Origin of the sequence: Ferrimonas marina (genome assembly GCF_900129905.1) — a bacterium.
Taxonomy (GTDB): domain Bacteria; phylum Pseudomonadota; class Gammaproteobacteria; order Enterobacterales; family Shewanellaceae; genus Ferrimonas; species Ferrimonas marina.
Window position 1 is genome coordinate 108,618 of the sequence record NZ_FQXG01000002.1, and the last position, 12,754, is coordinate 121,371.

At 61.4% G+C, this 12,754-nt stretch carries 10 protein-coding genes; 7 read left to right on the forward strand and 3 right to left on the reverse strand.

The window, feature by feature from the left end:
* The first annotated feature begins 12 nt into the window (after positions 1-12).
* Entirely contained in the window at positions 13-2,097 is a 2,085-nt protein-coding gene (gene flhA, locus BUC04_RS04190; protein ID WP_067657823.1) for a flagellar biosynthesis protein FlhA, read from the forward strand.
* A gap of 80 nt (positions 2,098-2,177) precedes the next feature.
* Here the strand turns inward: flhA and BUC04_RS04195 are convergent, their stop codons facing one another.
* The gene (locus tag BUC04_RS04195) at positions 2,178-2,540 is read right to left on the reverse strand and encodes a zinc ribbon domain-containing protein YjdM (RefSeq protein ID WP_067657820.1); all 363 of its coding nucleotides are present in this window, start codon (positions 2,538-2,540) and stop codon (positions 2,178-2,180) included.
* Positions 2,541-2,736: 196 nt separating this feature from the next.
* Complete coding sequence (locus BUC04_RS04200; protein WP_067657817.1) at positions 2,737-3,171, reverse strand: hypothetical protein; 435 nt, start codon at positions 3,169-3,171, stop codon at positions 2,737-2,739.
* Positions 3,172-3,488: 317 nt separating this feature from the next.
* Here BUC04_RS04200 and BUC04_RS04205 point away from each other — a divergent pair, with 317 nt between their 5' ends.
* From BUC04_RS04205 to BUC04_RS04230, 6 genes are all read left to right on the forward strand, one after another.
* Entirely contained in the window at positions 3,489-5,153 is a 1,665-nt protein-coding gene (locus BUC04_RS04205) for an alpha-keto acid decarboxylase family protein (RefSeq protein ID WP_067657816.1), read from the forward strand.
* A gap of 766 nt (positions 5,154-5,919) precedes the next feature.
* Positions 5,920-7,263: a CmpA/NrtA family ABC transporter substrate-binding protein gene (locus BUC04_RS04210; protein ID WP_234977367.1), complete on the forward strand. Its 1,344-nt coding sequence runs from the start codon at positions 5,920-5,922 to the stop codon at positions 7,261-7,263.
* Between the two features lie 9 nt (positions 7,264-7,272).
* Positions 7,273-8,241 (forward strand): ABC transporter permease, encoded by a 969-nt coding sequence (locus BUC04_RS04215; RefSeq protein ID WP_067657813.1) that lies wholly within the window; start codon positions 7,273-7,275, stop codon positions 8,239-8,241.
* 11 nt (positions 8,242-8,252) lie between these two features.
* Positions 8,253-9,089 carry an ABC transporter ATP-binding protein gene (locus BUC04_RS04220; protein ID WP_067657812.1) on the forward strand — a complete coding sequence of 279 codons (837 nt, stop codon included), beginning with the start codon at positions 8,253-8,255 and terminating at the stop codon, positions 9,087-9,089.
* 195 nt (positions 9,090-9,284) lie between these two features.
* Positions 9,285-10,487, forward strand: coding sequence for an alginate export family protein (locus BUC04_RS04225; protein ID WP_067657810.1), 1,203 nt, complete (start codon positions 9,285-9,287; stop codon positions 10,485-10,487).
* A 197-nt stretch (positions 10,488-10,684) separates the two neighbouring features.
* Entirely contained in the window at positions 10,685-11,713 is a 1,029-nt protein-coding gene (locus BUC04_RS04230; RefSeq protein ID WP_067657808.1) for an extracellular solute-binding protein, read from the forward strand.
* A gap of 11 nt (positions 11,714-11,724) precedes the next feature.
* On the opposite strand, the gene BUC04_RS04235 is transcribed toward BUC04_RS04230, so the two are convergent.
* Positions 11,725-12,747 carry a DUF2860 family protein gene (locus tag BUC04_RS04235; RefSeq protein WP_073325612.1) on the reverse strand — a complete coding sequence of 341 codons (1,023 nt, stop codon included), beginning with the start codon at positions 12,745-12,747 and terminating at the stop codon, positions 11,725-11,727.
* Positions 12,748-12,754: the final 7 nt, after the last annotated feature.

The window sequence follows — 12,754 nt, forward strand, 5'->3', positions numbered from 1 at the left end:
AAGGACTCAACCATGAAGTTCAACCTGCCCTCCGGCCTGAACATCTCCAACAGCTTTATCGGCGTGCCGATCCTGCTGCTGGCCGTTCTTGCCATGGTGATCCTGCCGCTGCCGCCCTGGCTGCTGGACATGCTGTTCACCTTCAACATTGTGCTGGCGATCCTGGTGATGCTGGTGGCGGTCTCTGCCCAGCGTCCGCTGGAGTTCTCGGTGTTCCCCACCGTGCTGCTGATCGCCACCCTGATGCGGCTGACCCTGAACGTTGCCTCTACCCGGGTGGTACTGCTTGAGGGCCACAACGGCGGGGATGCTGCCGGTAAGGTGATCCAGGCCTTCGGTGAGGTGGTGATCGGCGGCGATTACGTCGTCGGTATGGTGGTGTTCCTGATCCTGATGATCATCAACTTCGTGGTGATCACCAAAGGTGGCGAGCGGATCTCCGAGGTGAGCGCCCGCTTTACCCTGGACTCCCTACCCGGTAAACAGATGGCCATCGACGCCGATCTCAACGCCGGTGCCCTCAGTCAGGACCAGGCCAAGGCACGCCGGGCCGAGGTGGCCCGCGAGGCGGACTTCTACGGCTCGATGGACGGTGCCTCCAAGTTCGTCCGCGGTGACGCCATCGCCGGGATCCTGATCCTCTTTATCAACATCATCGGTGGTGTCGCCATCGGTGTATTCCAGCACGACATGGCCGCCGGGGATGCGTTCCGCACCTTCTCCCTGCTGACCATCGGTGACGGCCTGGTCGCCCAGATCCCGTCCCTGCTGCTGGCCACCGCCGCCGCCATCATCGTCACCCGGGTGTCCGACGCCCAGCAGATGCCGGACCAGATCAACAACCAGTTGCTGGCCAACCCCGCGGTGCTGGGCACCGCCGCCGGTGTCATGGCAATCATCGCGCTGGTACCGGGCATGCCCGCCCTGGCCTTCGGCACCTTCGCCTTTGTGCTCGGTTTTGCCGCCTGGCAGCAGTACCGCTTTACCCCGGCAACACCATTGGAGAAGGTAGAAGAGAAGGTCGAGCAGGTCCGCTCTGAAACCCAAGCACCGAGCTGGGAAGGGCTGCCCTACACCGACGTGTTCGAGGTGGGGCTGGGCTACCGCCTGGTGCACCTGGTGGATCGCAGCAAGGGCGCCGAGCTGCTCAACCGCCTGACCGGGATCCGTCGTACCCTGTCCGAACAAGCAGGCTTCCTGCTGCCGGAGGTGCGGGTGCGTGATAACCTGACCCTGCCGCCCACCGGCTACCAGGTACTGTTCATGGGGATCCCCGTCGCCGAAGGCGAGCTGCAGCCTGAGCAGCTGCTGGCGATCCGCAGCGGCGAGGTGTACGGCGAGATCGACGGCATCCTGACCAAGGATCCGGCCTACGGCATGGACGCGGTGTGGATTGACCAGGACAACAAGGCCCGCGCGCTGAACCTGGCCTACTCGGTGGTGGACAACGCCACCATCATCGCCACCCACGTCAGCAAGTTGATGCGGGAGAAGCTGTCGGATCTGATCCAGCACGACGACATCACCGCCATGACCGACCGCCTCAGTGCCCAGGCCCCGCGTCTGGCCGAGTCCCTCAACGCGGCCCTGACCCCGATCCAGCAGCTCAAGATCTACCGTCTGCTGCTGCGTGAGCAGGTCTCCCTCAAGGACATCCGCACCATCGCCACCACCCTGCTGGAGAGCGTCGACAACACCAAGGACCCGATCCTGCTGGCGGCGGACGTGCGTTGTGCCCTCAAGGAAACCATCCTGCACCAGGTCGCCGGCCAGCGCACCAAGCTGGAGGTGGCGACCCTGGCACCGGAGCTGGAACAAACCCTGATGAGCGCTATGAACCAGGCCCAGCAGGGTGGCAACGTACCGCTGGACAGCTTTGCCATCGAGCCGCAACTGCTGGCCCAGCTGCAAAGCAAGATGCCCAGTCTGCTCAGCCTGATGCAGCAGCAGGGCCATCCGCCGATCCTGCTGGTGGCACCGCAGCTGCGCCCCATCCTGGCCCGCTACGCCCGCGCCTTCGCCAAGGGCCTCAACGTGCTCTCCTACAACGAGATGCCCGAGGACCGCGAGCTCTCCGTTGGCGCCAACCTGGGCTGATACCCAGCCCACCAACGCGACAGATACAACAAAGCCCCGCATCTGCGGGGCTTTTTGTTTTCTGTGGTCAACCCAAGCGCTTACTGCTCGGCGATGGCGCCCACTTTCTTAACGAACTGGGACTTGAGGCCCATCGGGCCAAAACCCGGTACCTTGGCGTCGATGTCGTGGTCGCCGTCCACCAGGCGGATGTTCTGCACCTTGGTGCCAACCTTAACCACACTGTTGGAGCCTTTGATCTTCAGATCCTTGGCGATGGTCACGGTGTCGCCATCCTGCAGGATGTTACCCACCGCATCGCGTACGATCTTCACCTCTTCCTCTTCGCTGCTGTCAGCACCGTCTTTGGACCACTCGTGAGCGCACTCAGGGCACACCAGCAAAGTGCCATCTTCGTAGGTGTATTCAGAGTCACATTTGGGGCAGTTCGGCAAGCCGCTCATATCAATACCTTCAATTACATACACTACGCCGGGCATGAGCCCGGCGAAATAAAGGCGGGATCATGCCAGAGTCCCGCAAGTATTGTCTATTTTGCCACTTTGTGAGGGTCGATTCCCTGCGCAAGGGCGCAGAATCCGGCTCCGGGGCCTTGCCTCAGGCCCGGCTCCCCAAGCCGGTGTCAAACTCGATTGCGGCTCAGCGGTAGGTGATCACCCGTGCGACGTAGTGCACCGCGCCGGTCTGCTGCTCAAAGTTGCGGTGCAGGTCGACCGAGAAGTACTCCGGTTGCTGGGCATTTACCCGCTGTTCCAGCGCCTGGATCAGCTCTTCCAGGTCATCATCGGCGTACAGGTAAAACTTGTCGGTCTTCTCCAGCTTCAGCGCCTTGGCCTCTTTACGGGTCACGTAGATCTCGGACATCCGCTCACTGACGTACACCAGCCCATCCACCACCTGGTAGCCCGGGTGCAGCTCCACCAGGCCAAACGCATCCTCTGTGATCACCACGTCGCCACGGATCATCTGGCTCATCGCCTCGTTCACCTTGTGCTTATCGATATCCTGTTGGGATTCGGCCGAAGCCTGGGACACCATCAGCACCAACATGGCCGCACCGATCTGACTCTTCATTCCACTTCTCCATAGAGGCTGTTTTGGGTTCTGTTCCGCCCCCGGCGTCGACAGAAAGCAAAATCTTCCAGCCTGCCCGGGGCTTGCACAGAGTAGGGAGCCACTACCCTCGGCACCACTCGCGTTTGAATGACCCAAACCGTCAAGCGACTTCCGGCGGAAGCCGGACGGACGGCATCCATCAAACACGATTCTTAGAGCGAACTGGGCTGACGTAATCTGCCCGGGCTGTCCCCAGGAGGTGCCACCTTGCGCTGATATCCGGCAAGGGACCGCGTTTATTAATCCGTGCTTTCCGATTACAGCGAGGAACCTTCATGTCAGCACTGACCGTGGCCGATTACCTGGTCCAACGCCTGGCCCAACTGGGCATCACCGACTTTTTTGGTCTGCCGGGCGATTTCAATCTCAACCTCTGTACCGCCATCGAGGCGAACGCGGAGGTACAGTGGGTGGGCTGCGCCAGTGAACTCAATGCCGGCTACGCCGCCGACGGCTATGCCCGGATAAAGGGCTTTGCTGCCCTGGTCACCAGCTTTGGTGTGGGCGAACTGGCCGCGGCCAATGCCATCGCCGGTTCCTACGCAGAGCATGTCCCGGTGTTTCATATCGTCGGCTCACCGGCCCGACCGGTACAGGACAGCCACGCCATCCTTCACCACAGCCTGGGTGACGGCGAGTTCGGTGTGTTCGAACGCATGGCGGTGCCGATCACCGCCGCCCAAACCCATCTGACCGCCGACAATGCCATGGCAGAGATCGAGCGGATGATCGATGCTGCCATAAACCAGCGTCGACCGGTGTACATCAACCTGCCGGCGGACGTGTGCCAGCAACCGATCCACCACACTCCGATTCAGTCGCAGCGGCAAACCAGCAGCACCGAGGCCCTGCTGGCGGCGAAACAGCGCATTGTCGAGCTGTACAACGCCGCCCAGTCGCCGGTGATCATCGGGGATGCCACCGTGATGCGCTACGGTTTGGCCCAGGCCTTTACCGAGCTGGTGGAGCAAAGCCACCTGCCCTGCACTACCCTGGCGATGGGCAAATCGCTGATCGATGAGAGCCACCCAAACTTCATCGGCACCCTGGCCGGTGACTTCTCACACCCCGAGGTGAAGCAGCAGGTAGAGGACGCCGATCTGGTGATCGCCATCGGCACCCTGATGGGCGATCAGAACAGCGATGGCTTTGCCTTCCAGCTGGATCACAGCAAGACCATCGAGATTCAGCCGCAGTTCACCCAGATCCTGACCCAGCATTATGCTGAGGTGACCATGGCCGATCTGCTCCAGGCACTGGTCCTGAGCCTGGAACCCAAGACCGCCGAGATCCGTAAGCCCAAGCCGCTGCTGCCGGTTGCCAAGCCAGCAGGCAAAAGCAAGCAGACCCTGACCAACGTCAACCTGCACGGCCCGCTGCAGGCCTTTATCCAACCCGGCGACATCCTGGTATGTGAGACCGGAACCCTGGCCGACGGCTTGCTGGGCTACCGCTTACCCAGCGACGTGCTGATGACCAGTCAGCTGCTGTGGATGTCCATCGGCTGGGCCACTCCCGCCGCCTTCGGTGCCGCCATTGCCGCTCCGGAGCGCCGGGTGGTGCTGCTGACCGGTGACGGTTCCCACCAGCTCACCGCTTTGGAGCTGGGTCAGATGGTGCGTTACAACTGTGACCCCATTGTCTGTGTACTCAACAGCGATGGCTTCGCGGTGGAGCGCTACCAGGGGGATGACCAGGCCAATCACCTCAATGAGATTACCGTCTGGGACTACACCCTGCTGCCCCAGGCACTGGGGGCCGAACGCGCCCTGGTGCGCCAGGTGGATACCATCGCCGATCTGACCAAGGCCCTGACCCAGGCGCGCAAGGCGCGGGGTCGTCTGAGCTACATCGAGGCGCTGATCTTTACCCCGCAAAGCCAGGTTGATCTCAAGGCCGTGCGCCCAGGCCGGGCGGCGATCATCAACGACCACTGTTGATGATGGATTTCCTGCCCCCCAAGGGGGCGGGGTTTCTTTAAGCCTTGCCGGGTTGCCGGCAACAACCAAAGGGGCTTCGCCCCGGCTGCGCGCCCCGCTTGTCCCCCCTTTGCCTCCCATCGGCGCTAATCTTCACTCTCATGCCCAAAGTCTGCGGCCCTGGCTTGAGTCGACTTTGTCGCTGCGCAGTCCCTGCTTCGCGCCAAAGCCCGGCTTCGGCATCCTTGCCTACGCGTTCAAACCTGCGGTTTTCACCCATGTCTCCGCTGGTCACTCGAGCCTTTGCCGTTGCGCAGTCCCTGCTTCACGTCAAAGTCCGGCTACGTCATCCCTGACTTCGCGTTCAAACCTGCGGTTTTCACCCTGGCCCTCTGCCTTGCCGATGACGCCTTTACTCGGGCACCTCAGAGTCGGCACCGGAGCGGTGGGTCACCACGCCTAAGAGGACAAATCTTATCGAGCTGTTGAGACTTCACCTCGTGGTGCCTTGGCAATTGGTCAAACCAGCTGCCCAACAATGACGCTCCCCCCTCCCCATCGCAGTGCACAATGGTTGATCAGCCCCACACCAAAACCATTAAGCCAATGTTATTTAATGACTTTTCAAAACTGGCATGGTTTGAGCTTTTACCTGCTTGCTTCTCACCCTGAAGTACTTTGCAGGCCGGTCTGAGTATGCGGTCCAGACCGGCATTTTTTTCTGCCCAGACAACAAGAGGAGATCCTCATGATCCCCCGTCTCAACCGCATTTCGTTGCGCCATTGGATGGCCACTGCCCTGCTCAGCCTACTGCCTACCCTGTCCCTGGCCGCCGACAAACTCGGCTATCCGGAGAAGGAGGAGCTCACCTTTGGCTTCATCAAGCTGACCGACATGGCGCCCCTGGCCGTTGCTTACGAGAAGGGGTTCTTCGAGGATGAGGGTCTCTACGTCACCCTGGAAGCCCAGGCCAACTGGAAGGTGCTGCTGGACGGGGTAATCGACGGTCAGCTCGACGGTGCCCATATGCTGGCAGGTCAGCCCCTGGCCGCCACCATGGGGCTGGGTACCCAGGCCCACATCATCACCCCCTTCTCGATGGATCTGAATGGCAACGGCATCACCGTCTCCAACGCCATCTGGGACAAGATGAAACCGCACCTGGCGATGCAGCCGGACGGCAAACCGGTCCACCCCATCAAGGCGGATGCATTGAAGCCGGTGGTGGACGAGTACCGTGCCGAGGGTAAGCCCTTCAACATGGGCATGGTGTTCCCGGTGTCCACCCACAACTACGAGCTGCGCTACTGGCTCGCCGCCGGCGGCATCCACCCGGGCTTTTACGCCCCGCACAAGGGCGACAGTTCCGGCCAGATCGATGCCGAGGCCCTGCTCTCGGTCACCCCGCCACCACAGATGCCCGCCACCATGGAAGCCGGCACCATCTATGGCTACTGCGTCGGCGAGCCCTGGAACCAGCAGGCGGTGTTCAAGGGCATTGGCGTACCGGTGGTCACCGACTACGAGATCTGGAAGAACAACCCGGAGAAGGTGTTTGGACTTACCGCCGAGTTTGCTGAGAAATACCCCAACACCACCGTCCGCCTGACCCGGGCACTGATCCGAGCGGCCCAGTGGCTGGATGCCAACGACAACGCCAATCGACCGGAAGCGGTGAAGATCCTGGCTAAGTCCCAATACGTTGGCGCCGATTACGAGGTGATCGCCAACTCCATGACCGGCACTTTCGAGTACGAGAAGGGCGACAAGCGGTCGGTTCCGGATTTCAACGTGTTCTTCCGCTACTACGCCACCTACCCCTACTACTCCGACGCCATCTGGTACCTGACCCAGATGCGTCGCTGGGGCCAGATCAGCGACGATAAGCCGGACCAGTGGTACTTCGACCTGGCCAAGCAGGTCTACCGCCCGGACATCTACGCCCAGGCAGCGCAATCGCTGATCGCCGAAGGCACGGTCCAGGCCGCGGACTTCCCCGATTTCGCCAACGAAAAGGGCTTCCGCGCCCCGCAGACCCACTTCATCGACGACAAGGTGTACGACGGTACCCAGCCCAACGCCTACATCAACCAGTTTGCTATCGGCTTAAAGCAGGGCGATAAGCTCTAAGGAGAGGCCATGATCGCCACATTGAAACGGGTTACCCCCTCACCGGCTCTGGCGGGAAAACGCCTAACCGCCTTGCTATTGCCGATGGTCGGCTGCCTGCTGTTCCTGATGTTCTGGCACCTGGGCGCGGCCCAGGTCCAGACCTCGCTGGGCCAGCTGCCGGGCCCGGTCCAGGTGGGCCAGCAGATGTCGACCCTGGTACAAGAGCATCAAGAGGAGCGGGACAAGGAAACCGCCTTCTATGAACGCCAGGAAGCCCGCAATGAGGCCCGGTTGGCAGAGGATCCCGACTACGTCGCCAAGATCCGTCCCTACACCGGCAAGCCCACCTTCTTTGACCAGATCGGCACCAGCTTAGTCACCGTGATGAGCGGCTTCGCCCTGGCGGCCATGGTGGCGATCCCCCTGGGCATTGCCCTGGGTCTGAACCAGGCCCTGAACCAGGCGATCAATCCGCTTATCCAGCTGTTCAAGCCGGTCTCCCCACTGGCCTGGTTGCCACTGGTCACCATGGTGGTCAGTGCGCTCTACACCAGCTCCGAGCCTGTGGTGGCCAAGTCCTTCATCAACTCCATGGTCACCGTCACCCTGTGCTGCCTCTGGCCCATGGTGATCAACACCGCGGTGGGGGTAGCGGCCATCGATAAGGACCTGGTCAACGTCAGTCAGGTGCTGCGCCTGTCGCCGCTGTCCCATGTTCGCCAGATTGTGCTGCCGGCCTCGGTGCCGGCGATCTTCACCGGCATGCGGCTGTCGCTGGCAGTGGCCTGGATGGTGCTGATCGCCGCCGAGATGCTGTCGCAGAATCCGGGCCTGGGCAAGTTTGTCTGGGACGAGTTCCAAAACGGCAGCAGCCAGTCGCTGTCCCGCATCATGGTGGCGGTGCTGGTGATCGGCTTTATCGGCTTTCTGCTCGACCGCACCATGCTGCAGCTGCAGCGTTTTGTCAGCTGGGACAAATCCCAGATCCTGCGATAGGAGATCCCAACATGACTCATCAACTGGAGATCAGCGGTGTCGACATGGTGTTCGACACCCCCCAGGGCCCCTTCACCGCCCTCAAAGGGGTGGATCTGAAGATCAGCAAGGGAGAGTTTGTCTCCCTGATCGGCCATTCCGGCTGCGGCAAGTCCACCGTGCTCAACATCGTTGCCGGGCTGTACCAGGCCAGCAAAGGTGGCGTGATCCTCTCCGGAAAGGAGGTGCGTGAGCCCGGCCCGGAGCGGGCCGTGGTGTTCCAGAACCATTCACTGTTGCCCTGGCTGACCGCCTACAAGAACGTGGAGCTGGCGGTGAAACAGGTGTTTGGCAAACGGATGACCAAAGAGGAGATCGCCGAGTGGGTGGAGCACAACCTGGCACTGGTGCAGATGACCCACGCCATGCACAAACGGCCGGATGAAATCTCCGGCGGCATGAAGCAGCGGGTTGGGATTGCCCGGGCCCTGGCGATGCAGCCCCAGGTGTTGCTGATGGACGAGCCTTTCGGTGCGCTGGACGCCCTGACCCGCGCCCATATGCAGGACTCACTGATGGCGATCCAGCAGGAGCTGGGCAACACCGTCATCATGATCACCCACGACGTCGACGAAGCAGTGCTGCTGTCCGATCGCATCGTAATGATGACCAACGGACCGGAAGCGACCGTCGGTGAGATCCTGCCGGTCGCCCTGGAACGGCCCCGAAGCCGGCTGGAGCTGGCCCAGGATCCCGAGTACAACCGCCTGCGCTCCGCCGTGCTCACCTTCCTCTACGACAAGCAGCGCAAGGTGGAACCCATTAGAACGCCAATAAAAAGTCCAAGACCTGCTCAAAAAACCGCCTAAAGGCGGCCCGTCGAATCAACACCCGTCGCATTCATTGATCTGAACCATTAAAGGGGCATTTATTTTACCCCTTTAATGGTTATCAGATTGTTACTATCAGCACGCCTTCTGAGGCGGTGCCGACTTGGTTACACCTGTTGGCGTCGCAGCAAACCGGTTCACCCGTGTTTATTTATCGTTTCAAGGAAAAGAAGCATGAGACCTACCCTTGTCGCTCTGAGCCTGCTAGCTGGCCTGGCTCCCGTTGCCCACGCTGAGGTTTCCACCCTGTCCGACGCCTTTACCCAAGGCAGTACCAAACTCGACTTTAACCTGCGCTACGAGTACGTAGAGCAAGACAACATCCTCAAAGACGCCGACGCCTTTACCCTGCGCACCCGCCTCACCTATAGTACCGCCCCGCTGCACGGCCTCTCTGGCCTGGTGGAGTTCGAGGATTCCCGTAACGTGTTTGGCGTCGACGACTACAACGATGGCAATGGCAGCCGACCGGGATACTCGGTGATCGCCGATCCCAACACCACCGAGCTTGACCAGTTCCTGCTGCGCTACCAACGTGACACCGGACCGGTCAAACTGGATATCAAAGGCGGCCGCCAGGTCATCGTGTTCGACAATCAGCGCTTTGTTGGCCATGTGGGCTGGCGTCAGGACCGCCAGACCTTTGATGGCGTCACCCTGATGGTGTCGCCGTTGGATGGCCTGGATCTGAATTACGGCTACATCAGTCAGCGCAACCGGATCTTTGCCGAGGCCAAGGACGTCAATGCCAACGATCACCTGATCAACGCCGGCTACAAGCTGCCTTTTGGCAAACTGAGCGGCTATGGCTATCTGCTGGACGACGAAGATATGGATGACCAGATCGACACCTGGGGTCTGCGCTTCGCCGGTGACACCGCTTTGGGCGAGAGCAAGCTCTCCTATCAGCTGGAGTGGGCCACCCAGGAGAAAGACACCGCCGCCGGCATGAGCTTCGATGCCGACTACTACCTGCTCGAGGCGGGCTACTCCATCTTCGGCCTGACCGCCAAACTGGGCTATGAAGTGCTGGGTTCCGACAGCGGCCAATACGGCTTCAGCACGCCGCTGGCGACCCTGCACAAGTTCAACGGCTGGGCCGATCAGTTCCTGACCACCCCCAATGAGGGCCTGGCGGATCTCTACCTGTCCGTGGGCGGCAAACTGCTCAGCGGCAGCTGGGCGGTGATCTACCACGACTTCGAGGCGGATGAGTCCAGCGACGGCATCTCGGATCTGGGCAGCGAGTGGGATCTCTCCTATAGCACCAAGCTGGCCAAGCACTACACCCTGGGAGCCAAGTACGCCGCCTACGACGCCGGTGACACCAAGGTGGATACCGACAAGTTCTGGCTCTGGGCCAGCGCCGCGTTCTAGCCCCAACGCACTGCCAACAACAATCCACGAAAAATCCACGCAAAATCCACGCAAGGGGCCAGTCTTTCGACTGGCCCTTTTTTTGCGCTCACACTGCGCTCCGGCGCAGCTTTACTCCGCTTTACCCTGGGGCCGTTGCCCCCAGGCCCCTCAATCATTAGCGTGGCAGACAGATAACCTCACCCTTCGGAGTGCCGATGTTTCGCCTCGTTATTCGCCCCCTGGCTGCCTTGCTGCTCACTGTTGCCGCTCTATCGGCTCAGGCCAGCACCCTGACCGTCTACACCTCGCGTCAGCCGCACCTGGTGGCGCCGATACTGGACCAGTTCAGTGAGCAAACTGGCATCAAGACCGAGCTGCGCTTCATTGCCCCCGCCAAGCTGGATGATCAGCTGCAGGCTGAAGGAGCGGGATCTGCGGCGGACCTGGTGTTGGTCAATAACCTGGCAAGACTGGCCAGCCTGGTCGACAGAAACCTGACCCAACCGGTGGACGAGCCGGCCCTACAGCAGCGGATCCCCGAGGGGTTCCGCGACCCTGACCAGCACTGGTTTGCCCTGACCTGGCGTACCCGCAACATCTTCACCTCAGCGCCGCACCCGGCCGACTCGGCACCCAGCCACGAAGCCCTGAGCTACGAGGCACTGGCTCAGCCGCAATACCGTGGCAGGGTGTGCATGCGCTCCATCGACAGCCCCTTCAACCAGGGCCTGGTGGCCTGGATGATCGCCCGGCACGGTGAGGCAGAGACACGGCAATGGCTAGAGGGGCTCAAGGCCAACCTGGCGCGCCAGCCGGAAGGCACAGACCGAATGCAGATCCGTGCGGTCGCCCGGGGTGAGTGCGACTACGCCGTGGCCAACAGCTACTACCTGGGGGACATGCTGCAGGACCCACGCTTTGCCGAAGACGCAGCCGGTGCTCAGATCCACTTCCCCAACCAGGACAGCGGTGGCACCCACCTGAACGTCTCCGGCATGGTGATGGCCCGTCACGCCTCCAACCCACAAGCCGCCCGCCAATTGATGGCCTTCCTGGCCTCTAAGCCAGTACAACAGGCCTATGCCGCTGCCAACTGGGAGTACCCGGTTAACCCGGAGGCGAGTCCCTCCGAGACACTGGCGCAATGGGACAGCTTCAAGGCCGACAACGGCGCGCTGCACCTGCTACTGCCGTTTTATCCTGCGGCACAGCGGCTTAGCGACGAAGTGGCGTTCGACCAGTAAGCTCTGGCCGGTTAACGGAAGCGATACAGCAGGGTCGCGTTGGCGGCAAACACCCGGGTGTCGTAGAAATCGATGTCCGAGTCGGACTCATACCAGGCCAGGCCCAGCAGCACGTCCCAACGCTTCCAACCAGCCACATCGTGCAGGATCACCGTGCCCGACACACCGTACTCATCGGCATCGGCCTTGCGGTCGTACACCGGATTATCGCTGTCGTAGTTGCGCACGGCATACGCCGCGGTCGCCACCAGGGTATGACCCTGGCCACGGCGCGAGTAGGTCAGCTGCGCCCCATAGCCATCACCGGCATTGGCCTCGCCGTCCAGATCCCGCTCGACATAGAACAGCTGGGGTGCCAGCAACTGCCGCTCCCCCGCTTCGAACAGCGCCAGTAACTCGTAGCGATGCTGAGTGCCACTGCGTCGAAGCGCGGACTGCTCAGATTGATCCAACCGTCCTTGTGCTAACAGCGACTGACCCGCTCGCTCATCATCGATGTCGATGTCACGCTGGGTGTAGGTAAACCCCAGCGGACTGTCACCGATGTTGTCCCAACCGAGGCGAAAGCCATTGGAGTCGCGGTCAGTGGTGGCGCGGGGCTCACCGGTGAGGAAGGGATCGGCATACACCTCGGTGGGGACGCTGGAGAACACGTAGCTCAATGAGGGTGTGCCCCAGCCATCAAGCTTGTGGCGAAAGCCGATCTGCTGGGTCAGATCCAGGCGCACCAAATCCTGCAGGGCGTTACCGATGAACCACTGGCTGCGTTGGTTACTCAGGGTGTAGCGAAGGTCGATCTGAAAAGTAGGCGACCAGGCGGATTCGCTGCCCGGCGCCGCTTGGAGATCATCGACGGTTTCGTTGTCCAGTGACACCAAACGGTTGCCGGTAATGAAGTTGGACTCCACCGAGAAGTAAGTCACCCCCAACCCCAGGTTACCGCTGAGCCCAGGCTCCTCAGGAATCGGATTGAGCTCCGCTGACCAGGCGTTGCCGGTCGTTACCAGGGCCAAAGCCCACGCTACCCTTCTCATCCTGCCC